This is a genomic window from Microbacterium sp. NPDC076911, from assembly GCF_040687125.1.
GTDB lineage: Bacteria > Actinomycetota > Actinomycetes > Actinomycetales > Microbacteriaceae > Microbacterium.
Genome location: NZ_JBFBMP010000008.1, coordinates 15,805 through 39,393, shown reverse-complemented (window position 1 = coordinate 39,393; position 23,589 = coordinate 15,805). Strand labels below are relative to the sequence as shown.

The window sequence follows — 23,589 nt, the reverse complement described above, 5'->3', positions numbered from 1 at the left end:
CGAGGGTTTGAGCGTGCGACCTAACCTTTTACCGAGCCAGACATTAGCCCACCGACAAAGTACTTTCCGAGCAGGATGTACACGATCAGCGGAGGCAACGACGCGAGAAGTGCTCCCGCCATCGAAATGCCGTAGTCCTGCAGCAGCGCGCCGTTGGCAAGGTTGTTGAGCGCGAGCGTCACCGGGCCGTTCTGGCTTGAGGAGAAGAACACCGCGAAGAGGAAGTCGTTCCACGCGTTGGTGAACTGCCAGATCAAGACCACCACGAAGCTGGGTAGCGAGATGGGCAAAATGATCGACCAATAGGTGCGCAACATCCCGGCGCCATCTACTCGACCCGCCTCGATCAGCTCGTGAGGCACCGTCATGTAGTAGTTGCGGAAGATCAAAGTGGTGATCGGAATGCCATATATAACGTGCAGCAGAATCAGCGAGGGCACACCACTGGGAATGCCAGCCCCCAGCATGATCTCCAGCAGCGGGATCATCACGGCCTGATACGGGATAAACATCCCGAACAGAATCAGTGTGAACACGAGGTTCGCGCCGGGGAAGCGCCACAGTGACAGTACAAAGCCATTCAACGATCCGAGGAATGCCGAGATGATCGCCGATGGAATCACGATCATGAACGAGCGTCCGATCGAAGGGGCTAGCGCATTCCACGCGCCAATCCAATTGTCGAGAACCCAAATCTCCGGCAGGTTCCATGCCCGCACGGGGGATGCATCTCCTGCGCCCTTGAAGCTGGTCACGAATAGCACGTACACCGGCGTGAGCACGACCATGACAAAGAAGATCATCAAGGCGAATCGCAGGGTGCGCGAGACGCTGTAACGCCTTTTCGTCTTTCTCCGTGGGGCGTCGATGGCGGGTTCGTTTGCATTCGGCGTCAACGCCGGAGCAGAAACCGAGGAAGTCATCGCTTCTCCTGACGGTTGGTCCAAATGAGGTACGGCACAACGATCACCGCGACGATGACGAGCAGAATCGTGCCAACCGCGGCAGCGTTCGCATAGTCAAAACTCGATTTGAAGACGTACATGTCGACGGCGGGCACCTTGGTTTGGTAGTTCGCGGGTTTCGAAATCGACATGATGAGGTCGAACGACTTCAGCGACATGTGTCCGATGATGATGAGGGCCGACAATGCAACCGGCGAAAGCTGGGGGAACAGCACCAGCCGGTATAGCTGCCATTCAGACGCGCCGTCCATACGGGCCGCCTCGCGGAGTTCCTCTGGGATTCCACGAAAGCCAGCGAGAAAGAGCGCCATGACATAACCCGACAGCTGCCAGATCGCGGGAAGGGCGATGGCCGTAATACCGAAGGTGACGTCGTTCCACCACGGGTTCTGCAGAAAGTCGAGGCCAACCATCTGAAACAGGCGGTTGAGGCCGCTGGCGTTCTCGCCTTCGTTTGAGTTCAGTAGCCAACGCCACACAACACCGGATGCCACGAATGAGACGGCCATCGGGAAGAGGTAGATGGAGCGAAAGATACCTTCGCCTCGGGAGGGCTTGTCCATCATCCAGGCCCAGCAAAAGCCAATGACCATGGTTCCTATGAGAAAGACAACGGTGAACAGCAACAGGTTCATCAGCGAGTGCTGAAAGCTGCTGCTTCCGAGAAGTGCGAAATAGTTGTCGAACCACACCACAACGGTCGGCTGCTGACCGGTTGCCTGTGCTGCTGTGTGGTTGTCAGTGATCGAGGTCTGAAAGTTGGCCGCCAGCAGGCCATACACGAACACAGCCAGCAGAATGAGTGAAGGTGCGAGCAACAGCAGGGGTGGCCCCGCCGCTTTGAGTCGCTTCAGCATAGAAGTACTTTCCGAGTTAGTCAGAGTGAGCTGCCCGGAACTCTGTGAGTCCCGGGCAGCTCAGTGGGCCTAGCCGTTGACGGCTGCTGCGAGCTCGGACTGGAATGTTGCGAGGTCAGATGCCCCAGTCGTGAACTTGCTCGTCGCGTCAGCCACCTTGTTCAGCGTCGCGACAGGAGCTGCCGCACCGTGCGCAAGCGATGACACGATGACATCAGTCTCGAATGCTTCGATTGCCGACTGCTGGTACGGGCTGAAGTCGCTCGTGTCTGCGTCGGTACGTGCCGGGATTGAACCCTTGGCCTTGTTGAACGCTGCCTGTCCGTCAGCAGAAGACACGGTCTCAAGCCATGCCTTCGCGCCGTCTTCGTTTGGCGCTCCGACCGGCAGGGTGAACGAATCCGCAAGGAAGTCGAACACGCCTTCAGTTCCGGGAACCGGGAAGTAGATGTAGTCGGTCGGCGACGTGAGTCCCGCCTCAGCGAACGCGGCTTCTGCCCAGTCGCCCATCACGTTGAACCCGGCCTGACCGTCGATGATCTGCTGGGTGGCGTCGGGCCAGTCCAAGCCGTCGCGGTCGGTGTTGGTGTAAGTCATCAACGTTTCGAAGTCTTCGAGCGCTGCGGTGACTTCGGGGCCTTCCCAGTCAGTCGAGCCGTCCCACAGTCCGTTGTACGCCTCGGCTCCCAGCGATGACAGCAGCACTGTTTCGAGGAAGTTCACCTGAGTCCACGTGGTGGCAATCGAGAGGGCCGTCTTGCCTGAGTCCTGCACGGCGTCGAGGGCCACGATCCATTCGTCGATGTCGGCGTACTCTGCTTCGGGGTCTAGGCCCGCATCGGCCAACACCGTTGGGTTTGCCCACACCACGTTCGCTCGGTGAATGTTTGACGGCACCGAGTAGATCATGCCGTCTACGGTGAGTCGGTCAATGAGATCTGCCGGGAATGCGTCGGTAAGCCCGAATTCGTCATATAGGTCGGATACATCCTGAATCTGGGCAGCATCGATGTAGTCCTGAAGCTCAGCACCCGCGTGAGCCTGGAACGTATCAGGTGCATCCCCCGCCTGCAGTCGGGACTGAAGCAGGTCTTTTGCAGCCGAGCCGGCTCCACCTGCGACTGCGCCATTGACGAACTCGAGGTCGGGGTTTTGCTCGTTGAAGACGCTCACCAAAGCGTCGAGCCCCGCCTTCTCAGAACCGGCAGCCCACCAGGTGAAGACTTCCACCTCGGGGCCGCTACTGCCGCCACCGTCGTTGCTCTCGTCTGACGGAGTGCTCGAGCAGCCTGCAAGTACCAGTGCGGTCGCTGCCGCTCCTGCACCAAGCGCGATCCATTTCTTGCTACGCATTGTCATATCGTCTTCCTTGCCGATGTGGTGCACGGTTCCCCATGCCTGAGCGCTGCCTTGCGCTCGCTGTGTGATCATCTTCGGGGCCAATAACCCTTGAAGTCAAGACTTGAACTCAACAACTCGAGAACCGTGATCATTGCGTTACTTCTCGAAGTCAACGCGACAACGATGTATCGTACGGGTGTGCAGCACACGCAAGCGGCAACGGGGTCGCAGACATCGTTGCGCGAGGCGAACCGTGCTCGCGTCGTTGCTGCAGTGCAACAGCATGGGTCGTTAACGCAGGTCGAACTGGCAGGGATCACCGGCCTCTCGCCAGCGAGCGTTTCAAATATCGTCACGGAACTTGCCGATGCTGGCGTGCTCGATACCAGTCCCTCGATCCGGTCGGGACGAAGAGCGCGACTAGTCACTCTCGCCCGCTCGATCGGTGTTGTCGCAGGAATAGACGTGGCCGCTCGATCGATGAGCGTCGCGTTAGCCGACACCTCGATGCGAATACTGGCGACTGAAACACTGCCATTGGCGCCCGACCACCGAGCAGACATGAGTTTGCAACGTGCCGCGATGCTCGTGAATGAGCTCGTCGAGTCCGTCGATGCGTCAGTCGATGAGCTACTCGCCGTGGGCGTCGGCGTTCCCGTGCCTGTTGACGTTTCGTCAGGTGTGGTTTCTTCGTCGTCGCTGCTTCGCGGATGGGATGGTGCCGCCGTGGCCGACGTGCTCGCGACGGTGTTGCGAGCACCAGCCGCTGTCGACAATCACGCTAATCTCGGGGCCCTCGCAGAGGCTCGATATGGCGCGGGGGTCGGCCGAGACCCTGTCGTCTACATCAGCGTTTCGCACAGCATCAGCGCTGGCATCGTCGTGGACGGAAAGCTGCTTCACGGCCGCCGAGGCGCCGCCGGGGAGCTCGGACACATGATTGTTGACGAGCGCGGCGATGTCTGCAGATGCGGCAACAGGGGCTGCCTCGAGACTGTTGCGGGTTCGGCAGCGCTTCTCAGAATGTTGAGCGTAAGCCACGGCCATCTCACCCTTGACGATGTGATCGCGCGAGGCCTCGATGGCGACCCTGGATGCCAGCGCGCAATAGCCGACACCGGACGAAGCCTCGGGGCGGCGATCGCGAACGTATGCAACCTAATCGACCCCGATATTGTCGTGATCGGCGGCGATCTCGTCGCATCAGGCGAACTGCTTCTAGCGCCACTGCGAGAAGCAATGCAGCACAACACTCTGACCTCGTCGAGCGGCTACGCAGATGTGGTCGCCGCAGAATTCGGCCGCGAGGCAGAACTGCGCGGCACGCTCGCCGCCGCACTCGACCGTGCGCGGGCGCTCGGTGTGCTGGGGGTCATTTCATGAATCGGGTACAACGGCGAACCTTCGCTGCGATATTCGGCGTTTTCGTGCTTGGCACGCTGGTCGGGTGTGTGAGTAGTCCCGCAGAATCGTCGGCTGGCACGATCGGACTATTGCTGCCGGAAGCAGGTGTATCTCGGTACGAGACGTCAGACCGACCAGTGTTTGAAGAGGTCGTTGCCAAACGATGCCCCGAATGCGATCTGTTGTACGCGAACGCTGGTTCCAGTGCGGCTCGTCAGCAAGAGCAGGCAGAAGCGATGCTTGCACGCGGGGTAGACGTGATCGTGCTCGACGCAGTCGACACCGTCGCCGCAGAAAGCATCGTGGCCGAAGCGTCTCGCCATGGAGCGGATGTCATCGCCTACGACCGGTTCATCGACCACCCCGACGTCGACATTTACGTGTCATTCGACTCAGAGCTGATCGGGAGAATTCAAGCCGACGCCGTCGTCGCGGCCCTCCCGTCGGAAGCTGGCGATCTTCCGGGGATTTTGCTGGTTCATGGGTCACCGACAGACCCGAACGCTGCTGCTTTGCGCGCGGGCGTCCACGACGCGCTCGAAGGCGCAAACGTCGAAATCCTCGGCGAATTTGACGCGCCTGCGTGGAGCTCGACGCAGGCACAAGAGTGGGTCTCGGGACAACTAACGCAGTTTCCGGGCCGAGTCGATGGCATCGTGGCCGCCAACGATGCGCTCGCCGGGGGCGCCATCGCAGCACTGAAAGCCGCAGGCGTCGATCCCGTGCCACCCGTGTCGGGGCAGGATGGTGAACTCTCAGCGATTCAACGAATCGTCGATGGCAACCAGCTGATGACGGTCGCGAAGGCAACCGATGACCAAGCACGCACGGCGGCCGAGATTGCTGTCCGTTTACTCCGCGGTGAGGAGCCGGCCGCTCCCAGCATGATCCTTGGAGTACCGAGCTTTGTACTCGCGCCCACGGCCGTCGAGCAGAGCGATATCGAGCGGGTGATTGTGCAAGGTCGCGTGCACTCAGTCGAAGCCATTTGCACTCCGGACTATGCCGATGCCTGCGTGCGCATAGGACTCATTGACAAGGAGATTCCATGACCGCCGTCGTCTCAATCGAAGGGGTGTCGAAAGATTTCGGCGCCGCGCAGGCGCTCATCGACATCGATCTTCAGATCAACGCTGGCGAGGTGCTCGCGATTGTTGGCGATAATGGCGCAGGAAAGTCGACCCTGATGGGAGTTGCTTCGGGGGCGATCGCACCCTCTGCGGGAGTCCTCCGCGTTGATCAGCGACCGGTGAAGTTCGGCTCCCCTGCCGATGCCCGACGCACCGGAATCGTCGCTTCTCCGCAGGGGCTTTCGCTCTGCGAGAATCTCGATGTCGTCGAGAATCTCTACTTGGGACACGAGAACGTAGCGAAAGGCTTGCTCGACGAAGTCAGCATGGAACGTGGCGCCCGAGTCGTCTTAGACAGCTTGGCGGCGCGCATCCCCGACGTACGCGTGCCTGTTCATGCACTTTCCGGCGGTCAACGTCGCAGCGTCGCAATTGCACGTACGCTTCTCGGCGATCCGCGAGTCATTCTCCTCGACGAACCGACGAACGCGCTCGGCGTTCGCCAGACTGCGCAGATCCTCACACTCATCGGTCGCTTGCGCACGCGTGGCCTTGCGGTGGTGCTTGCAAGTCATTCAATTACTGATGTTCTCGCGGTGGCTGATCGAGTCGCGGTGCTGCGCCTCGGACGACTTGTTGCGGAGTACGACGCCGCGAATACTACCGCGGAGCAATTGCTCGGGGCCATCACGGGTGCGACCGCACCGACGAGTCCGAGCGCAACCGGCACAGGATGGGCGCGAGCATGAACATTGCCGAGTCCTGGCGGAAGATTCGAGACGGCGAACGGCCGCTAGTTCCGATCATTACGGCGCTATTCGTAATCTGGATCATCCTGGGCATCGCCTCGCCCACGTTCTGGACACCTGAGAATTTCGTCAACCTATCGTTGCAATCAGTATCAACGGGCATCATCGCCTTGGGCGTCGTGATCGTACTTTTGATCGGACAGATTGATCTCTCCGTGGGATCGGTAAGCGGCCTTGCCGCCGCAATTGCAGCAGTGGCAGCCACTTCGCTGGGATGGAACCTCGCACTCGCCGTACTTGCCGCCCTGCTCGCGGGCTCAATCATCGGATTCATCTATGGGATACTCATCGCCCGAGTAGGTCTGCCCGGATTCGTGCTGACTTTGGCTGGTCTGTTGATCGCGGTCGGCATTCAGTGGCAGATTCTCGGCGACGCTGGCTCGGTCAACCTGCCGTTCGACTCTTGGCTGGTGCGCTTCAGTCAAACGGCTTTCGTCCCGAGCTGGCTCGCATGGGTCCTCGTCGCAGTGGTGGTAATCGGAATCACCGTCACGCGACTCATCGAACGGCGACAGCGCCTTGCCGCGGAGCTTCCAGCCGAAGCGCCCCTTGCGATCGGACTCAGAGCGATCCTGATCGCGGTGGCACTTGCTGTTCCTATCGCCTATCTCTCGCAAGAGCGCGGAATCGGGTGGAGCGTCGTGCTGTTCATTGGTCTGGTGTGGGGAACGGACATTCTGCTGCGGCGAACTCGATGGGGCAGAGGAATCCGTGCGATCGGCGGAAATCCGCAGGCCGCGCGGTTGGCCGGCGTACGAGTGCAAACGATTGTTGTCAGCGCCTTTGTGGCCTGCTCGACACTCGCTGCGCTGGGGGGCATTCTCGGCGCAGGCCGCCTCGCCGCTGCAAATCAAAGCTCGGGGGGCGGTGAGGTCTTCCTCATCGCGATCGCTGCCGCGATCGTGGGGGGCACAAGCCTCTATGGCGGACGAGGAAGCGCATGGTCAGCCTTCATCGGAATCCTGGTGATCCAATCCATCGCCAACGGATTGACGCTGATCGACCTCGACGCGTCGGCCCGCAACATAGCCACAGGGCTGGTGCTGGTACTCGCGGTGACCATCGACACGTTGTTAAGCAAGCGACGAAGCCCATTCGCAGGATCAACAAACGGGTCTTGACCTGCGTTCGCAGGCGTTCGCACGTGCTTACGCGGCTTCGAAACGTCGAACTTGTCGCTCCAATGAGATGAGGTTCCCGGCTTGCGTCAGATTACTCGTGAGCGAATCGGGTCCAGCACCGCTTCGGCGGCCCATGCGCCAGCATCGGCGATGTCGCTTCGACTCATGCCGAATTCTCGACGGAATGTGACCCACGTCGCCGCCGAGTCCAAGTGAGACAACGCCGCGAGAATCGCCCTACGCTGGCCTACCTCAAGTCCTGGAACTTCGGTATCTATCATGGTCTCCAGCAGCGCGCGGCGCGGGCTGGGCGCCGCGCCGCTGATTCCTCGCATCGTCGTTTCGGCTACTACGTGCGCTAGCTCTGGACGCTGGTCGTATGAATCCATCGCTGCGCGAATTGTCAGAGGCATGTCGAAGATGCTCGGTGCATCGTGCCGTGGAAAGATCTCGCTTTCGATCCACGCCGCCGTCGCGAGAAGCAGGTCTACGCGCGTCGCATAGTTGCGAAAAACTTGAGAGTAGTGAACTGTCGGATGGTATCGCGGGTCCGACGCGCAATGTGGCCGGGTGGGTGGCCTGATGGTGAAGGAGATTCGTTTCCTTGATTCGAAGGCCACTCTTGACGCGATTGATTTCGATGAAGCTGCAATGGCTATTGAGCACAGAGTGCTTGACTCACACCCCTTCCATCGATAGCGTCGCTGGTGCCTGATCAGGGGATTCTCACTCGTGTCGTGCGGGGATTTCCTTTCGTCGTGATGCGTAAGAACGCAACTTTCGGAACCGTGAGAGGGGTGTCTAGTCCTTGGAGATCGCACTTGTGTTGGCACGAATGGCGGCGGGCGGATATTTCGTCTGGTCCGCAAGCACGAAACTAGGCAAGACGCAGAAGTTCTGGTCCGAGATCATGGGCTACAAGCTCACCGGAGCACGCACCTCTGGTGTCCTCGCTAGCGTGATCATCCCAGTTCAGTTCATCGCTGGACTGTACTTCTCAGCGGGCATTTCACCGTTCGCAACCGGAGTCGCCCTCCTAGCCCTACTACTCGTCTTCACGGCGGCAATGTCGGTCTCGCTCGCCCGGAAGACTGGGAACAATTGCGGATGCGGCGGAAAAGAAGAGAAGGTGCGACCCATCCTCATTGTGCGAAACGCGGCCCTTTCCGCTCTCGTCGTAGGCGGAATGTTCTCCTCAACGCCCACTTATCCCGGCGAGCCTGTTGTTTTAGCTGCAGGCGCAATCGTCGCCGCGGTGATCGCCGTTGGATCGTACCGACAATTGGCGCGATGAGAACAGAGAAGAAGGAGTGAACATCGCTTCGAGGAGGCGCTTTCTCAAGAGGGCGTTGACCTGGGGAGCGGCGGCCGGGCTTGGCGGCCTGGGGCTTGTCGAACCCCAAGGGCTGGCGGCGGCGCCGGCTCTCCATTACAAGTTCAATCTGAACGGATCAATCACAGAGGACAGCTACTTGCGGTGGATTCCTTCATGCCTCAATTCTCCCAGCAGCATCCGACATTGCGTCCGGTACCTACTGGCCGAATTGCCGCCACGCGGATGCGAAGACTGAACTTCCTCTCGGCTGCAATGAAGACGCTTCGGGGGCCAGAATTCACTGCATGCCACGCAGCTCCCGGCAGTTCGGGCCTGTCCAGGCACAGTCAGGCGCGGGCCTTTCGTCGGCCGAGGACTTCGATCGGCGCGACGGTGAGCAGCACCAACACGCTCCACACTTCAAACGACGGGATCGCCAAGGCGAGCGCTAGGGCGACGGCCAGGATCAGCGGAGTTATGACGAACGGAAGCATGCGGATTGTGCCCCGTGCTTCCGGGATCTGCAATGTGGGATCGCGCTTGATCAGCCATTGCTGGAGAAGACTGGCCAAAGATGTGACCAGGATCGTGCCGATGTAGAGGGCATGGATGCTGCTGCTGCTCGATGCCGACAGCAGCGCGGTAGGAAACGGCAGGAAGACGATGCTCATCAGCCAGAGGAGGTTCACCCAGAGCATCGGCTGGGTATATCCCGCCACCTTCTCGTACATCCGGTGATGCACCATCCAGAAGCGGCCGATTACGACGAAGCTCAGCGCGAAGACGAGCAGTTGAAGGTAGTGCTCGTCGACATAGTCGGCCAGGTCCGCCCCCTCAAAGTCGGCGACGGACTCGACAAGAGGCAGGATCAGGAGCGTGATTGCGATAGCCACAACAGCATCCGAAAACAAGATCAGGCGCTCAAGGCCGCGAGAGGTGTTCATGCGCCTATCCTTCCGGGTTGAACTGCGTCAAGATCGCATCGACGTAGAGCCGCAGACCTCCAGCCGAGTTCGACAATACTGCCGCGCGCGCCGCAGCGAGTGTTTCAATCGTTGAACCGGTGTGACTGATCGCAAACACAAGATCCCGATCGGTCAGCATCCTGGCCAAAACGTGTGAGGTGTGAACGTCGGTGGGTGCGGCAAACGCAGGTCGATCTCGGTGAACGTCCGAGAGTGGCCTCGAGCGAGGCGGAGCGGATGCGTCGACTTGAGCGGAAGAACCGAACGGCGACGTCGCGATCACTGAACTCTCCCGCTGTCGCGCTGCGGTTGAGGGCGTAGCCAACCACCACATCCGGTGGCGACGGAAGCCCGACGGCGAGCTGAAAGCGCACGTTGAACGGGGAGTAGAAATGGCGGAAAAGGTCCGTGGAAGTGATGTCGGCGCCACGTCTACGTCGCAGAACCGAATGGCGCCGAGCCCGCTCGTCGCGCTTGCTGCAGCAATGAGCGGATGCTCACGAACGTACTTGTCATACTGTGGCTTGAGCTGTTTCGCTCTCGCCCTCTCACTCGGGGGCACGATCTCGTAGCGAAAATCCGAAGCCCCCAACACCATGTCGTTGAAGGATGCACTGTCGCACTCGATCACCGAGCGCAGCGCCTCGAGCGCCTCTGAGAACCCGGCGGGCGGATGCTGCGCGAGTCGCCGGCGACCAGCAGGACCACCCGGGCATCAGAATCGCTGAGCTCCATGCTGTGTCACACTGCTCGCGCGGGTCAGTCGAAAGACGTATTGTCCTGTCGCCTGGGCAGTGAGCAGAATTGATGACATGACATGTTCGCGTGGGCCTCTTCCGCTGACCAGCTGCGTGAGAGCCGCCGTGATCGGCGTTCTCGCGATCGGCGTGCTCACGGCGTGCGCACCCGCAACGGATGAGCCCGCCGCTGTCGAGGTGCCCGCTGAAGAGACAGCAGCGGTGGCCGAGCCACAAGAGCCCGTGGAGGAACCCACCACTGACGTCATCCGCTATGGCGTGGGAGACAGCTTCACGATGGGTGACGAGTTCTTCGGCGTCTTCGACGTCACCTACCGGGGTATCGCCGACATGGGAGTCCTCGACGACGGCTTCGGCGACGACCTGAACTGCTACGCGGTGCTCGTCGAAGCCAGCTTGCAGGAGGTCCCGGTAGACAACCCCGACCCCGAGCTCGGGGGTGCGAACGTCACCCGCGACGTGTTGGACGCAGACGGCGAGATAGTTGCCCCCAACTACTCTTCCAGCTGCTCCGACGGCATCCTGGCCGACAACGGATATCCCATCAAGTTCGATATCGAATGGGCCGCAGGCACTCGCACGGACACCACGCTAGCGAAACTGACGTTCTCCCCCGCGGACATCGACCGCGCCGAGAGCGTCGACATCGACGGCACAGGATCCTTCGTGTTCGACTTCGAGCTCGTCGACACCTGGTAGCACCGCGCGTCAGCGCAACACATGCGAATGAGAGACACGCCTTCTCGGACGCGAGAACGATGCTCGAGGGCATCATCTACCGGTATCGGTGCGGAATTGCGTAGCGTGATCTGCCGGAGGTGTTCGGGCCATGGCAGACCGTGTGGACGTGGCATCACCGTCTTGCGGTCAAGGGAACCTGGGACACGATCGTGCGGGCGCTGATCGCGCAGGCCGATGCCGAGGAGCTGGTCGATTGGTCGGTGTCGGTGGACTCGACGATCGCCAGGGCACATCAGCACGCGACGAATACGACGTGCCCCACAGGGGGCTGGATTGAATTACACGAATCCAGCCGCCGAGCCGCCTGATCACGGGATCGGTCGCTCACGCGGCGGCCTCTCGACGAAGATCCATCAACTCGTAGACGGCAACGGTCTCCGACTGTAACCGTGATCACGTCCGGCCAGGCTGGGGATTCTCCAACGCTGCTACAGATGCTGAAGATGCTCCGCGTGGAGCGCCCGGTCGGCCGGCCACGCACGCGCCCAGATGCGGTCCGGGGCGACAAGGCCTACTCGTCCCGCGCGATCCGGTCGCACCTGCGTGGACGCGGGATCAAGGCTGTGATTCCCGAACCGAGAGACCAGCAGGGTCATCGGAAGCGACGCGGCTCACTTGGCGGCAGGCCCGTCGGCCTCGATGCTGGCGATTACCGGAACCGCAACGTGATCGAGCGCCGTTTCTGCCACACCAAGCAATGGCGAGGCCTCGCGACCCGCTACGACAAACACGCGATCGTCTACCGGGCCGCCGTCCTCATTCACGCCGCTATCGCATGGACGGGCAAACTCGCTCAAGCCTGAGCTGGCACGCCCGACTTCAGCTTTGCCTTGATAGCTGCGAAAGCGCCCGCCCACCCGCTGGTGAATGCCGCGAACATCGCGCTGGCCGCGGCCATCTGAGCACCAGAAGCGTCGGCGGCGGCGAACCCGAACCAGACAATCGCAACGCCCACTCCGACGATCGCGACGACGTTGCGGAGCCGCACCGTCAGCTTTAGCCGCTGAACACTGTGAACGCCCACTTCACGTCCTCGAAGCATCGAATCCATAGTCCAACTACACCACAAGGGTCACGCGCACACATCCCCCTGAAGACGGACCTTGGCTACGGCTCGCTCATTGTCAGACACGCCCTAGCTGAGGGTTCCATCAGCGACGCATTGGCAGTCTCACCATCGACCACCTGAGCGCGTTTTCGCAGAATGTTCGCGATTTGTTCGCAAAAGCAGATTCTATGAAAAAGCTATGGCCCGCGATCCCAGTGTTTACAAGGGAATGCGGGCCATATTAGCTGGCGGAGACGGAGGGATTTGAACCCTCGGTCCCCTTGCGAGGACTCGACCTTAGCAGGGTGAAATTGCGCCCTGACCCGATCAATCAACTGTTGCCGATTCTACCGCAGAATCACGCTAGTTAGTAGACCTAATCAGGCCTTTTACACGGGTCCTTTTCCCGCTCGCGAGGCACTCCACGCACTCTAGACTCGCTGAGAAACAACACTCTCAGGATGCTCGGGGACACCTGGGGGGCACCTGGGCAGATAAACGCAACCATTGCGATCGGTGTCTTGCTCACGCGTGAACTGCCCGGTGTCGTAGCGGGTGTCGTGCCCTTGAGATTCCCGTTCGTCTTGATCGCACGCGATCTGGCTCCCGCGATACTGACGGGCAACACTGCGACCGGAACGCGCGCAAAGGGAGGGGTCGTCTAGATGAGCATTCAGGAGCTGACCACCACCTTGCCACCGAACCTGCAGCATAGTCCTGGGGTCAGGACACCTTCGCCAATCCGTCGGCGGATCCCGTCGTTGATGGTCGGTGGTGACCAAAGGACGCTGCGCACGTTGCGAGCCAGACCAGCGGACAGGTCGCGGCGGGCGAGGCTGCCGGCGCGACCGCTAGCAGGCCGCGTATACCGCTGGGCTCCTCTCGCCTGCGGCGTGGGACTGCAGGGTCTTTGGTTTCAACCCGTTAGGCTCCTCGTTACCGTGCGACACTCGGACCGATGCCACAGGGAAAGCCGCTGTCGGCGCCTGCGGTGATCTCGCAGAGCATTCGGTGTGCTTGAGCCGCCAGGTCGGGGCGCTGGTCCCACAGGTCGGTGGTCTCCTGCGGGTCGGTGTCGATGTCGTAGATGCGGCCAATGGGGTGCTTGGCGTCGTAGACAGTGCCGTCTTCCCGGCTACTGGCAGAGAAGATGGCACGGTTCGCTCCGCCGTCGTCCCTGATCTGTGCCGAGAAGCCGCGACCGGACTCTGTGCAGAAATTCACCTTGTACTGATCTATCCGCAGCGCGAACGCACCTCCCATGCTGTGGTGTACGACGGGCAGACCTCGTGGCCGCGGATCGGAACTGTCTAGTCGCGCGAAGATGTCAACGGCATCTTCTGCCGCGCCGCTCGAAGGCGACAGGCCGGCCGCCGCCAGAATCGTCGGATACAGGTCGGACAGGCAAATGAGATCGTCGCGCACGAGTCCCGCCTCCAAGCCGGCTGGCCAGCGCACAATGAGCGGCTCACGATGTCCACCGTCCCAGATGTCGCCCTTCTGCCCGCGGTACGGGCCATTTGGTCGATGATGGTCCGTGTCCCCATCCTCGGGGAAAATCATCGGCGCACCGTTGTCGCTGGTGATGATCACGATCGTGTCGTCGGCGATGCCGAGCTCCGCGAGCGTGTCGTCGATCTCCCCCACCATCCAGTCCACGAGACAGACCGCGTCTCCACGCATCCCCGCCTGTGACAGTCCATGAAAACGTGCCGGTGGAACGCACGGACGGTGCGGCGCAGCTGTGGAGAGGAACAGGAAGAACGGCTCCTCCTCGCCAGCACACTCTTTCATCCAATCCACTGCCTCCGACGTGAATCGGAGGTCCGCCTCGTCATCACGCCACCCATCCACCTTCAACCCAGGGTTCTGGCCGGCCATGTAGATGTCCCGCGGCAAGGTGGGCACACCGACCGTGCGGTCCTGCGACAAGAATGCCGAGGGTGGCATGTTCAACGACCCCGCGATACCGAAGAACCGATCGAAGCCGAGGTCGCACGGACCCCCTGCGAAGGGTTGCGCATGATCGATGTCCTCGACGGGATACTGATCAGGACGGTCGAGTATATCGAGATCGGCCTGCTCGCCGAACGCGGTCACCCGCGTGCCGTCGGTGCGCGTCCAATCCAGGCCCAGGTGCCATTTCCCGAAGACCCCGGTCGAATAGCCGCTCGCCTGCAGTTCAGAAGCAATGGTGGGACGACTGGTTTCGATGATCGCCGGCGCGTAGCTATGCAGCACGTGCTGCTTCATCGGACTGCGCCACGCGTAGCGCCCGGTCAGGATCGAATAGCGGCTAGGGGAGCAAACCGCAGAGGACGAGTGCGCGTCAGTGAATCGCACCCCCGCGCTTGCCACCGCGTCCATACGCGGCGTCGAGATCGCGCTCGCGCCATAGCAACCGAGGTCCCCCCAGCCCATATCGTCGGCGAGAATCAGAACGATATTGGGCTGCGCATTTCGTCGCGCATGGCGGTCCGTGGTCATGCAATTCATTCAACTTCCTATCTACTGATCTGTGGGCGCTAGCCGGGGCGTCTGTGGGCGACGATCGAAAAGGTATCCGCGACCAGCCGCTAGTTGTTCGCCTCAGTCCGTCGCTCATCCTTTCTCCGCGCCGGCCAACTGACCCGACGTCAGAAAGCGCTGAGCGAAGAGGAAGACGAGCAGAATGGGTCCGACAGTGATAAGCCCCGCCAGCGCCGCCTCGGGGGCGTGGATCGGCAAAGTGGATTGTCCCAGTGACACATTGATCGCACCGGTCGACTCCAGCAAGTTCTTCAGTCGGATCTGCAGCGTGAAGGTTCGATCATCTGCAAGCATGACAAAAGGCAAAAAGAAGGCGGACCACGCGGATTCAGCGACGGCCGGGTGTCCGTTCGACTACGTTCAGCGACGTCGAGAGGTACTCAAGTGTTCGCGAATTCCTCGCACGTACCTGGCGTCGTTCGCTTCGTCCCATCACAACCACACTCCTGAGCGTGCCACCTCTACCTGGCCCATCAACGTGCTCGAAAGGCTCATTGTCAGCGAACCCCTGCAACGCGATAAATGTCGTCGATCACTCGCATTGTCCGCACAGAGTCTTCGATTTCTGTCGCGAGCGACTCGCCCGTGCGAAACGCATCGAGCACCGCGGCTAGTTGGTGATCGTACGTTTCCTGTCCGGCGACAGTCGACGTGTAGTCGAGACCGTCGCGCGTGACAACAATGGAATGACCTGCAGAAGGGAACACAAGATTGTCGACATGCAATGTCGCCTTCGAGCCCACAATATGCAGGAACGCGCCGAACTCGATGCCTGGGGCCATGCTTGCGCCCAGGCTTGCTTCAATCCCATCGCCGAAGTCCAGCCGGGCGACTATCGACAGGTCCGCGCCCAATGGGTTCAATTCTGCGCTCGCCTCCAACACTGCTGGCTCGCCGAACAGCGACCGAAGCCAATGAAGGGGATAGCACCCGAGGTCCATCAGTGCCCCACCGCCTAGTTCTGGCGCATGGCGGATCGATGAGCGATCAAACGGAATCTCCGCGTTGAACTCGGCGGTGACGGCATCGATGGAGCCGAGTTCGCCGGACGCAACGAATTCGCGTACCCACTGAAACAGCGGGTGGTAGTAGTCGTGAAACGCTTCGACGACGCGGCGCCCGGTGCGCTCCACCGCTTGGGCGACGTCACCTGCCTCGACGGCGTTCATCGCGAAGGGCTTTTCGCACAGCACGTTCTTGCCCGCTTCCAACGCAGCGATTGTCCAACGCGCATGTTCCGAGGGTGGCAGCGCGATATAAACCAGATCGACTTCAGCGTCGTCGATCAAGGTCTGGTAGTCCGCATGCACCCGGGCGATGCCGTGGCGCTGCGCGTACTCTGAAGCTTCGCTCCGAGAGGCTACCGCCACGATCAATGCATCGGTGCGTCGCTTGGACGGGGCGATGATCGCGCGCGGTGCGATTCCCGAAGCGCCCAACAGCCCAACTCGCATCACCGCAACTGATCCATCGACAGCCGTCTCATTGTTCACAGAGCGATTCCCTTCGGCGGCCCGAACTCTTGCCAGGCCGACTCCCAGCCGACACCTATCGCGCTACTCGCCCGCACAAATCCGTCCGAGCCTACAACGCTTTCCCGTACAACTTGGCGATGCGGAACGAGCGACTCGTAGTAGGTCGTGTTGGGGATCGCCATGCACAAATGTGTGTTCACCAAGCCGCCGCCATGAACCTCTGCCCGAAGCAAGAACGAATCTGCGAGATGCGCGATGCGCATCGCCCCTGTCACTCCTCCTTTGAGCGCCGAACTCGTACGAACGGCTGTTGCGCATCCGGACGCAATGAAGTCGGCCGTGTTCATATGTGCACCGGCGCTGGTTTCTGCGATGAGCAGAGGAATCTCCACACGGCGTGCGAGCGCGGCATAGGCCGAAACGCTGAACTCGCGCATCGGCTCCTCGTACCAGAGGTAGCCTTCATCAGCTAGCGCCCGGCCTAGATAGACGGCGTCAGCCAAGTCGAATCCGGCGGAGCCGTCATACATGAGATCCATGTCGTCTCCCATGCGTGACCGAAGCGCCGCCGCGAGCGCAGCATCCTTTCGAGCGTGCCCCCAAGCATGGAGCTTGATCGCGGAGTACCCGAGCTCCCGGCATTGGTCTGCGACGTCCATGTACTCCGCAATGTCGCCAAACGTTGCTGTTGACGCGTATGCCGGTATCGCTTCTCGAAACGATCCCAGAAGTTTGTAAAGCGGTACTCGCGCCGCTTTCGCCCCGATATCCCATAGGGCGATGTCTACCGTTCCCATCAGGTGCAGCGGGATGTGTTCGATGCGGTCGATTTCCCACACCCGCCGCCATAGGTACTCTCGCGCCAGCGCATCATGGCCGATCAGTTCTGCACGCAAACGTCGATCGACGATGTCGTTCAAGATCACCCCTCGCTGGGCGAAGGCATACCCGCGTAGTCCTGACTCAGTGGTAAGCACAAGCCAGGCACCGACCCCCGCTGGATCCGAACCGGGCAGCCCGTCCCGCCATAGGAACGACGGTGAAACGCCAGGAGACTGCACCATCACCACCTCTACGGAAGCGATGCGATCGACTGACGAGCCTTCTTCTGCAGCTTCAACCACGAAGCCCTCCCCCCATTAGATCTGCGCTGCGGAGCACGGTCCGCTGAGCCACGATCAAGACGATCATGACGGGGGCCATCGAAATGATGGTTGCGAGGATCAGTTCGGGCAAGCCGACATCGGCAGCCTGGGCGGACAACGGATTGAGCTGCGGAACGTTGCTCGCCAGTGTCGCAAGCCCGACGGGTAGCGGTTGCTGTGGACCTCCCAGCATGACGAATGGAAGGAAATACTCAGTCCAGTTGCGCATGAAGGCGAAGAAGGCGATCAGGACGACGATGGGCTTGGCCAGTGGCACCGCGACTCTCAGGAACACCTGAAATTCGCTGCACCCGTCAAGTCGCGCGGCCGAATAGATGTCTTTGTCCACCGTCGTACTGAAGTAGATGAACGACATGTAGATGCCGAAGGGAAAGACGCCCAGGGGCAAGATGACCGACAGTGGATGCCCGACGAGTCCGAGCGTCGTCATCTCAAGGAATAGCGGTAGCACGAGCGCTGAAGCCGGCACAAGCATGAGCAGCAAGCTGACCATCAGTATTGCTTTACGCCCGGGAAACTCTCGCGTTCCGAGCGCATAGCCTGCCGGCACCGTCGTGATGACCGCCAGGAAGATACCGCCGACCGTGAGCAGAACCGAGTTTCCGATCCAATCCACGACGACGCCGCCGTCGTAGCCTTGCAGGTTTGCCCACGCGGTCGAGATATTCCCGAAACTGCCGAACGAAAACGGGAAATCGTTTTGCAGCTGCGCGTTGGACTTGGTGACCGCAAGCAGCAACCAGATGATCGGAATCAACGAGAAGGCTGCCCATGCAAGCAGCACGAACCATGCGACGGTGCGAGCTGTCGCCGGTCCGAACGGTGACTTACCCCCCGTATTCAGTTCAGGGGGTGGGGTCCGGATGGACTCCGTTTTCATTGCATATGTCATGTCAGATCTCCACCCGGAACATGTCAGTCTTTCGCAGCACAACAGCAGCAAGAATTCCGGCGATGGCAAGCAGCTGAACGGACAATGCCGCGGCTGCGGGGAAGTTTCCGTAGGTATAGGCGAACGTGTAGGTCAGCTGCAGTGGCGAGAAGTCATCACCGATGGCTCCGCCTGTCGCGCTGGAGAGAATCTGCGGCTCCACGAAGAGCTGCGTCGCCGCGGCGATATTGAGGATCAGTGTGTAGCCGATCCACTTTCTAAGCATCGGAAGCTTGATCTGCATGGCCGTAGTCCATGAACCGGCGCCATCGATTCGTGCAGCTTCCAGGATCTCCGCAGGGATGGATGTGAGCGCCGCATACATAAGCAGGATGGCATTCGCCGAGGTCCATACGGCGATCATCGCCAGCACTGGGGGCACAGCGGCTGGAGTGAGCACCTGGAAAATGTTCTCGAGACCGAACGCGTTCATGAGTCCCCCAACGGGACTTGTCGCCGGGTTCAGCATGAAGATCCACACCACGACTCCGGCCGCCCCGACGAGGGCTTGCGGCAGGTAATACGCGAACCGGAATCCGGAGCCCGCGCGCGCCGATCGCCCCTGAAGGAGCAGCGCGATGCCGATCGAGACGATCATCGACGGCGCGATGAAGAAGAATGCGTAGATGCCGATATTCACGAACGCATCGACATAGCGGAAGTCCTGAAATGTCTGCACATAGGCGTCGAATCCCGCGAACCCACCATTCGGTCCGCTGAACGAGATAACGACGGCATAAATCGCCGGCACGAGCCCGAATCCGATCACCAGCAAGAGATACGGCGAGAGGAACAGGTAGGACGTGAGGATCATGCCTCGCGACGCACCGCCTGGGGCTCGCCCGCCACGCCCCGCGGAAGCGGCGTGCGTCTGACCCTCGGCTTCCGGCCCCGCGCTTGCCGCTACGGCAAGCGCGGGGCTTTGTGGGGTCGACATCATTCGACTTCCCAACCAGCTGCCTCGAGGTTCTGAACCAGTCGCGTCTCCCACTCCGGGACAGTTTCGGTCATCGTCTGCCCTGTTCCGAGCGCAGCCGGAACTACCGAACGGTAGGTCTCAGAATTGGCTTGCTTGTAGGTCAGTCCCGTCCAGATGCCATCAACAGCAGTGGCTAGCACCTCGTCGAGCGGCGTATCTACTTCGGTGAACGTGCCATCCTCGATGTTGCGGTCAAGCCAAGCGCCTTGCATCGGCTCGTACGATGGCAACGTTGTCGAGGCCTCGGTGGCGAGGAACGGACCCGTTGTGACCCAGGTCACCAAGTCCGCCGCCGCCTGCTGGTATTCACTGTGGTTCGACACTACGTACGCGCGACCGCCGATGTCGCCGGTGTGAGCTTCGGCGTCAGCCTCCCACTTAGGCGGAGCTGCGAACGAGAGAGTGCCAGGAGCAGCGTCGAATGAGTTGGCGTAAACGTTCTGTCCGTACCAGATCGGTCCCATCATCATCAGAACCTTCTCAGGAGTGCCGTAGTCCTGGGCGAACTGGGGATCAACAACGGCTGTCCGGGCAAACGCATCGACCTCGAGCATGCTGTCGATCATTTCGGTCACGCGCGTGCAGTTCGGATCGCTCAGATCGACCGTGACGGTGTCCACACCCGTGAACTCCGGACCGGGGCACTCCGCTGCCGCGTAGTAGGTCAAGTCGTCCCAAGGGTTACTGGCACTGCCGACGACGTAGCCAGGGTGCTCTTCAACCAGCTTCTCACCAGTGGCCTGGAATTCTTCCCAGGTCGTTGGGATGGAGTATCCGAACTCGTCCATCAAGTTCGGGTTGTACCAGAGCACGCCCGGCGCGAAGTCGCCTCTCAGACAAATTAGTTCGTTCCCGACGGTGCACGGATCAAGTGTCCCCTGCGAAAAGTCCGCGACGATTTCTGGGTCGACAAGCGACGTGAGATCGAGCGCGAAGTCATACGGGTCACCGGCCAGCGAACTTGCTGCAGATGCAGCCGTGGCGAGAACGTCGGGCCACCCCTGTCCCGAAGTGTTGGCAAGAAGAATCTTTGATGCCAGTTCATCGGGCGAGCTATCGAGGGTCTCAATTTCAAGAGTCACCTCGGGGTGTGCCTCTTGGTACGCCTCGAATAGCGGGAGGCGGATCGCATCGGTCCAGACGACGAGTGTGGCGTCTCCCTCAGCCTGGTCAACGGTTTCGGTCGACGTTCCCCCGACTGCGCAGCCGCTCAGCAGCGCGCCGACCGCTGTCGCGCTCAGCGTGGCGATCGCGACCTTTCGCCAGGTCTTGTTGGATTGCAATTTCTTCATGGCAGTTCCTCTTCGTTGATATCTGCAGGAATGACCCCAACGCTGGGATCGGTGTGATGTGTTGTCGTGGGTGTTGAGAGTCTGGTCAGGATTGGTGGAAACGTTTAAGTCGGCATGAAAATCGCCTCGACCTCCGGCCTGTTGACCTCGAGAAACCACGTTTCAAGTTGCGCACGCATCGCTTCAACGCGACCCGGCTCCTCCTGAGCGAGATCGTTGAGTTCTAAAGGATCTATCGCCAGGTTGTAAAGCTCGGGGCACACCTCACCAGGCTGCACCCGCGGCATCGGTGGCAACGGGCCGGTGCGGATCTGGGAAAACTGCTCGGGCTCGTACCTCAGAGCACGATCCATCTCAAGGTCGTCCGGTGTCACATGCATTGCCGCCGTGATCTCGGGCAGTACCAGCTTCCAGTGCCCGTCACGCATCGCCGCGTTGCACACTCCAACTGGTCGATATCGATTCCATTGCCAGAAACGTTGTTCAGCAACTGCACCCGCGTCGCCACGCAGAATGGGCAACACGTTCTCACCGTCACGAGCGAGATCGGCATTCACGGTCGACGTCTCTGTAGCCGCAAGGATCGTCGGGTACCAGTCTGTGAAGTGCACCATGTCATCGACACGGCGCCCACCTTCGATTCCGTTGGGCCAACGAACAATACCGGGCACACGAATCCCACCTTCGTAGGTATGTCCTTTCGAGCCGCGAAATCCGCAGTTGAAGCGGTCGGTTGCTTGTGGCCCATGCCCCCGCATTTGCGGCCCGTTGTCGCTCGTGAACATGACCAGCGTGTTGTCGCGCAGGCCGAGTCGATCAAGCTCCGCCAGAACGCGAACGATTCCAGCATCCATCGCCTCGACCATCGCGTACAACGTGGCGACGGCAGGGTTGTTGCCACGTTCTAGGTGCTTTTTATCTGTACCTTCGGGGGCCTGAAACGGTGCGTGCGGTGCGTTGTAGGCCAAATGCAAGTAAAACGGTTCGTCGCTGTGCGCCTGAAGAAAGTCGACTGCCTCATCTGTCCACACATCCGTGAGGTAGCGGCCGTCAGTGCGCACCGCTGTGCCATTCTTCTGAATGGTCCAGTCCCAGTAGTCCATCCAGCCGCCTTGGAAACCAACGAACTCACTGAATCCTCGATTCGTCGGGTGGTATTGATCATCGAGAGCACCGCTATGCCACTTTCCGACGAGCCCAGTCGCGTAACCGGACGCTCGAAGGCAGTCTGCGAGAGTGTCCTCATCTAGCGCGATTCTGTCCAGTCCGCGACCGTCAAGAGTGTCAATGGCACCGGTTCGATGCGAGTATCGTCCGGTGAGCAACGCAGCCCGAGCCGGTGCGCAGACCGGCGATGCCGAATAGTGCTGGCTCAGTTCGACACCCTCCCGGAACAAGCTGTCCAATCCGGGAGTCTCTGTCATTCCGAAGTTGAAGCAGCCGATGTCGCCAAACCCAAGGTCATCGGCCACGATCTGCAGGATGTTTGGACGACTCATAGCGGCGCTACCTCTCGTGCACCCGTGAGCTCGATTACTGACAGAACCGCATCGGGCTCGATCCCGGTCAGGCCCAAAACGGCGCCGCCTGAAGAATCATGCACCCCGAGCGAGGTGGCGCCCGCATCTGTCAGCAGCCGGGCAGATTCGACCGAGACACCCGCCGGCAGCACCAGATCGCCCTGCACAGGCCAATTCTCCACGAGTAGGTAAACGTGATCGCTCGAAGCAGTGCTCCAACCCCACTCGAGTGCACGGAATGGACCGCGACGTGTTTCATAGATGGACGCACCACAGCGCTGCAACCAGCCTCCGATCGCCTCGAGCTCAGCGACCTGAGCCGAAGGTACGGCACCGTGGCTATCGGGCCCCACGTTCAGAAGCACGTTTCCGCCGCGAGAGACGGCCTTCGCGATCGTCACGGCAATCTCGTGGGCGCTCTTCCACTCGGTATTGTCGGTGAACCCCCACGTGCCGTTGCCGGTGACTGGGGTTTCCCAGTCACCCGATGGTTCGTCGGGCATCTCGTTGTCTCGCGTTTGACCGTAGTCCCCCAGTCCGTTGCCGACGCGTCCGTTGACGAGACAGTAGGGCTGCAGCTTGTGTACGTGCTCGACGAGATCGCGGCTCTGCTGCGCAGTGATCCCTTGGGGCGTATCGAACCAGATCAGCGAGATCTCACCGTAGCCAGTGAGTAGCTCCGTCAGCTGGGGCTTTACATACTCCTGCAGATAACCCTCGAAGTCTTTTGTTTCGGGATCGAAATCCCAGTCGTTGCCCGCGGCATCCGGATGCGTCCAATCCTGCGTCTGTGAGTAATACAGACCAAACTTGATGCCGCGCTCACGACACGCCTGCGAGATCTCCCCGACGATGTCACGCCCGAGGGGCGCATCAGCCGTTGAACTAAAACTTGTCAGTTCGGTTGGCCACAAGCAGAAGCCATCGTGATGCTTCGCAGTCAGAACCAGGTAACGCTGCCCCGCGCGCACGGCCAGATCGACGAGCTCGGTGGCGTCGAAATCGTTCGGGTCGAAAGAAGCGGCGAGTTGCTTGTACTCTTCGGCGGGAATCTTCAAGTCGTGCATGATCCACTCCCCCATGTGAGGTGTGGGTTTTCCATTCCAGTACCCGGCGGGGATCGCATACACACCCCAGTGCACGAACATCCCGAACCGGGCCTCGCGGAACCACTTCAGGGCTGGATTGCTCTTTGAGTGCGGATCCTGCGCGAAGGTGATCTGTCCAGCATCCGGGATATCGGCCATAGGGGCGTCCTCACTTTGGGGGAGATTAGTCGTGGTCAAGATTTCGGCATTCACAT

The 23,589-nt window shown here is 60.6% G+C and carries 24 protein-coding genes and 1 pseudogene; 9 read left to right on the top strand and 16 right to left on the bottom strand.

The genetic code is table 11. From position 1 onward, the window contains the following. Positions 1–20: 20 nt before the first annotated feature. The 3 genes from AB0O81_RS12890 to AB0O81_RS12880 form a co-directional block, all read right to left on the bottom strand. Positions 21–923 (bottom strand): carbohydrate ABC transporter permease, encoded by a 903-nt coding sequence (locus AB0O81_RS12890; protein ID WP_363584899.1) that lies wholly within the window; start codon positions 921–923, stop codon positions 21–23. After that, on the bottom strand, positions 920–1,822 hold the full coding sequence (locus AB0O81_RS12885) for a sugar ABC transporter permease (protein ID WP_363584897.1): 903 nt from the start codon (positions 1,820–1,822) through the stop codon (positions 920–922). Before AB0O81_RS12885 ends, AB0O81_RS12890 begins: the two co-directional genes overlap by 4 nt. A 69-nt stretch (positions 1,823–1,891) precedes the next feature. Beyond that, positions 1,892–3,175 carry an ABC transporter substrate-binding protein gene (locus AB0O81_RS12880; RefSeq protein ID WP_363584974.1) on the bottom strand — a complete coding sequence of 428 codons (1,284 nt, stop codon included), beginning with the start codon at positions 3,173–3,175 and terminating at the stop codon, positions 1,892–1,894. A gap of 186 nt (positions 3,176–3,361) precedes the next feature. Here AB0O81_RS12880 and AB0O81_RS12875 point away from each other — a divergent pair, with 186 nt between their 5' ends. The 4 genes from AB0O81_RS12875 to AB0O81_RS12860 are packed head-to-tail and all read left to right on the top strand — an operon-like array spanning position 3,362 to position 7,567. After that, positions 3,362–4,546, top strand: a complete 1,185-nt coding sequence (locus tag AB0O81_RS12875) for an ROK family transcriptional regulator (RefSeq protein WP_363584895.1) — start codon at positions 3,362–3,364, stop codon at positions 4,544–4,546. Then, complete coding sequence (locus AB0O81_RS12870; protein ID WP_363584893.1) at positions 4,543–5,619, top strand: substrate-binding domain-containing protein; 1,077 nt, start codon at positions 4,543–4,545, stop codon at positions 5,617–5,619. Before AB0O81_RS12875 ends, AB0O81_RS12870 begins: the two co-directional genes overlap by 4 nt. After that, positions 5,616–6,386: an ATP-binding cassette domain-containing protein gene (locus tag AB0O81_RS12865; protein ID WP_363584891.1), complete on the top strand. Its 771-nt coding sequence runs from the start codon at positions 5,616–5,618 to the stop codon at positions 6,384–6,386. Before AB0O81_RS12870 ends, AB0O81_RS12865 begins: the two co-directional genes overlap by 4 nt. Continuing rightward, entirely contained in the window at positions 6,383–7,567 is a 1,185-nt protein-coding gene (locus AB0O81_RS12860; RefSeq protein WP_363584889.1) for a sugar ABC transporter permease, read from the top strand. The genes AB0O81_RS12865 and AB0O81_RS12860 overlap by 4 nt, the downstream gene beginning before the upstream one ends. 86 nt (positions 7,568–7,653) lie before the next feature. Here the strand turns inward: AB0O81_RS12860 and AB0O81_RS12855 are convergent, their stop codons facing one another. Continuing rightward, positions 7,654–7,980 (bottom strand): hypothetical protein, encoded by a 327-nt coding sequence (locus AB0O81_RS12855; protein WP_363584887.1) that lies wholly within the window; start codon positions 7,978–7,980, stop codon positions 7,654–7,656. Between the two features lie 395 nt (positions 7,981–8,375). Here AB0O81_RS12855 and AB0O81_RS12850 point away from each other — a divergent pair, with 395 nt between their 5' ends. Both AB0O81_RS12850 and AB0O81_RS12845 read left to right on the top strand, forming a co-directional pair. Next, positions 8,376–8,861 (top strand): MauE/DoxX family redox-associated membrane protein, encoded by a 486-nt coding sequence (locus AB0O81_RS12850; RefSeq protein ID WP_363584885.1) that lies wholly within the window; start codon positions 8,376–8,378, stop codon positions 8,859–8,861. Between the two features lie 16 nt (positions 8,862–8,877). Further along, positions 8,878–9,138: a twin-arginine translocation signal domain-containing protein gene (locus AB0O81_RS12845; protein ID WP_363584883.1), complete on the top strand. Its 261-nt coding sequence runs from the start codon at positions 8,878–8,880 to the stop codon at positions 9,136–9,138. Positions 9,139–9,229: 91 nt separating this feature from the next. Here AB0O81_RS12845 and AB0O81_RS12840 read toward each other — a convergent pair whose 3' ends face one another. After that, positions 9,230–9,826, bottom strand: coding sequence for a TMEM175 family protein (locus tag AB0O81_RS12840; RefSeq protein WP_363584881.1), 597 nt, complete (start codon positions 9,824–9,826; stop codon positions 9,230–9,232). A gap of 4 nt (positions 9,827–9,830) precedes the next feature. Next, complete coding sequence (locus AB0O81_RS12835) at positions 9,831–10,130, bottom strand: hypothetical protein (protein WP_363584879.1); 300 nt, start codon at positions 10,128–10,130, stop codon at positions 9,831–9,833. Between the two features lie 529 nt (positions 10,131–10,659). Here AB0O81_RS12835 and AB0O81_RS12830 point away from each other — a divergent pair. Together AB0O81_RS12830 and AB0O81_RS12825 are read left to right on the top strand one after the other, a co-directional pair. Further along, positions 10,660–11,304 carry a hypothetical protein gene (locus tag AB0O81_RS12830; protein WP_363584877.1) on the top strand — a complete coding sequence of 215 codons (645 nt, stop codon included), beginning with the start codon at positions 10,660–10,662 and terminating at the stop codon, positions 11,302–11,304. 41 nt (positions 11,305–11,345) lie between these two features. Continuing rightward, positions 11,346–12,149 (top strand): annotated as a pseudogene (locus AB0O81_RS12825) (IS5 family transposase); the annotation flags it as partial. Here AB0O81_RS12825 and AB0O81_RS12820 read toward each other — a convergent pair. Next, positions 12,140–12,397, bottom strand: a complete 258-nt coding sequence (locus AB0O81_RS12820) for a hypothetical protein (RefSeq protein WP_363584875.1) — start codon at positions 12,395–12,397, stop codon at positions 12,140–12,142. The pseudogene AB0O81_RS12825 and the gene AB0O81_RS12820 overlap by 10 nt on opposite strands. A gap of 458 nt (positions 12,398–12,855) precedes the next feature. On the opposite strand from AB0O81_RS12820, the gene AB0O81_RS12815 reads away from it, so the two are divergent. Then, positions 12,856–13,059, top strand: coding sequence for a hypothetical protein (locus AB0O81_RS12815; RefSeq protein ID WP_363584873.1), 204 nt, complete (start codon positions 12,856–12,858; stop codon positions 13,057–13,059). A gap of 271 nt (positions 13,060–13,330) precedes the next feature. On the opposite strand, the gene AB0O81_RS12810 is transcribed toward AB0O81_RS12815, so the two are convergent. The 9 genes from AB0O81_RS12810 to AB0O81_RS12770 all read right to left on the bottom strand — a co-directional run bounded on the left by AB0O81_RS12810 (position 13,331) and on the right by AB0O81_RS12770 (position 23,533). Next, positions 13,331–14,881, bottom strand: a complete 1,551-nt coding sequence (locus AB0O81_RS12810; RefSeq protein WP_363584871.1) for an arylsulfatase — start codon at positions 14,879–14,881, stop codon at positions 13,331–13,333. Between the two features lie 114 nt (positions 14,882–14,995). Beyond that, positions 14,996–15,217: a hypothetical protein gene (locus AB0O81_RS12805; protein WP_363584869.1), complete on the bottom strand. Its 222-nt coding sequence runs from the start codon at positions 15,215–15,217 to the stop codon at positions 14,996–14,998. Positions 15,218–15,420: 203 nt separating this feature from the next. Then, entirely contained in the window at positions 15,421–16,416 is a 996-nt protein-coding gene (locus tag AB0O81_RS12800) for a Gfo/Idh/MocA family oxidoreductase (RefSeq protein ID WP_363584867.1), read from the bottom strand. Continuing rightward, the gene (locus AB0O81_RS12795; protein WP_363584865.1) at positions 16,413–17,522 is read right to left on the bottom strand and encodes an enolase C-terminal domain-like protein; all 1,110 of its coding nucleotides are present in this window, start codon (positions 17,520–17,522) and stop codon (positions 16,413–16,415) included. Before AB0O81_RS12795 ends, AB0O81_RS12800 begins: the two co-directional genes overlap by 4 nt. Beyond that, entirely contained in the window at positions 17,515–18,456 is a 942-nt protein-coding gene (locus tag AB0O81_RS12790) for a carbohydrate ABC transporter permease (protein WP_363584863.1), read from the bottom strand. Before AB0O81_RS12790 ends, AB0O81_RS12795 begins: the two co-directional genes overlap by 8 nt. Position 18,457: 1 nt before the next feature. Next, a complete protein-coding gene (locus AB0O81_RS12785; RefSeq protein WP_363584861.1) occupies positions 18,458–19,435 on the bottom strand; it encodes a sugar ABC transporter permease in 978 nt (325 codons plus the stop codon). After that, positions 19,432–20,766, bottom strand: a complete 1,335-nt coding sequence (locus AB0O81_RS12780) for an ABC transporter substrate-binding protein (RefSeq protein ID WP_363584859.1) — start codon at positions 20,764–20,766, stop codon at positions 19,432–19,434. The genes AB0O81_RS12785 and AB0O81_RS12780 overlap by 4 nt, the downstream gene beginning before the upstream one ends. Before the next feature lie 104 nt (positions 20,767–20,870). Further along, complete coding sequence (locus AB0O81_RS12775; RefSeq protein ID WP_363584857.1) at positions 20,871–22,265, bottom strand: sulfatase-like hydrolase/transferase; 1,395 nt, start codon at positions 22,263–22,265, stop codon at positions 20,871–20,873. Continuing rightward, entirely contained in the window at positions 22,262–23,533 is a 1,272-nt protein-coding gene (locus AB0O81_RS12770) for an alpha-L-fucosidase (protein WP_363584855.1), read from the bottom strand. Before AB0O81_RS12770 ends, AB0O81_RS12775 begins: the two co-directional genes overlap by 4 nt. Positions 23,534–23,589 lie beyond the last annotated feature (56 nt).

Coding starts and splice junctions, on each gene's coding strand:
- AB0O81_RS12890 (WP_363584899.1), bottom strand. CDS start 923: ATGACTTCCTCGGTTTCTGCTCCGGCGTTGACGCCGAATGCAAACGAA.
- AB0O81_RS12885 (WP_363584897.1), bottom strand. CDS start 1,822: ATGCTGAAGCGACTCAAAGCGGCGGGGCCACCCCTGCTGTTGCTCGCA.
- AB0O81_RS12880 (WP_363584974.1), bottom strand. CDS start 3,175: ATGCGTAGCAAGAAATGGATCGCGCTTGGTGCAGGAGCGGCAGCGACC.
- AB0O81_RS12870 (WP_363584893.1), top strand. CDS start 4,543: ATGAATCGGGTACAACGGCGAACCTTCGCTGCGATATTCGGCGTTTTC.
- AB0O81_RS12865 (WP_363584891.1), top strand. CDS start 5,616: ATGACCGCCGTCGTCTCAATCGAAGGGGTGTCGAAAGATTTCGGCGCC.
- AB0O81_RS12860 (WP_363584889.1), top strand. CDS start 6,383: ATGAACATTGCCGAGTCCTGGCGGAAGATTCGAGACGGCGAACGGCCG.
- AB0O81_RS12855 (WP_363584887.1), bottom strand. CDS start 7,980: ATGCCTCTGACAATTCGCGCAGCGATGGATTCATACGACCAGCGTCCA.
- AB0O81_RS12840 (WP_363584881.1), bottom strand. CDS start 9,826: ATGAACACCTCTCGCGGCCTTGAGCGCCTGATCTTGTTTTCGGATGCT.
- AB0O81_RS12830 (WP_363584877.1), top strand. CDS start 10,660: ATGACATGTTCGCGTGGGCCTCTTCCGCTGACCAGCTGCGTGAGAGCC.
- AB0O81_RS12820 (WP_363584875.1), bottom strand. CDS start 12,397: ATGGATTCGATGCTTCGAGGACGTGAAGTGGGCGTTCACAGTGTTCAG.
- AB0O81_RS12815 (WP_363584873.1), top strand. CDS start 12,856: ATGCTCGGGGACACCTGGGGGGCACCTGGGCAGATAAACGCAACCATT.
- AB0O81_RS12810 (WP_363584871.1), bottom strand. CDS start 14,881: ATGACCACGGACCGCCATGCGCGACGAAATGCGCAGCCCAATATCGTT.
- AB0O81_RS12805 (WP_363584869.1), bottom strand. CDS start 15,217: ATGCTTGCAGATGATCGAACCTTCACGCTGCAGATCCGACTGAAGAAC.
- AB0O81_RS12790 (WP_363584863.1), bottom strand. CDS start 18,456: ATGACATATGCAATGAAAACGGAGTCCATCCGGACCCCACCCCCTGAA.
- AB0O81_RS12785 (WP_363584861.1), bottom strand. CDS start 19,435: ATGATGTCGACCCCACAAAGCCCCGCGCTTGCCGTAGCGGCAAGCGCG.
- AB0O81_RS12780 (WP_363584859.1), bottom strand. CDS start 20,766: ATGAAGAAATTGCAATCCAACAAGACCTGGCGAAAGGTCGCGATCGCC.
- AB0O81_RS12775 (WP_363584857.1), bottom strand. CDS start 22,265: ATGAGTCGTCCAAACATCCTGCAGATCGTGGCCGATGACCTTGGGTTT.
- AB0O81_RS12770 (WP_363584855.1), bottom strand. CDS start 23,533: ATGGCCGATATCCCGGATGCTGGACAGATCACCTTCGCGCAGGATCCG.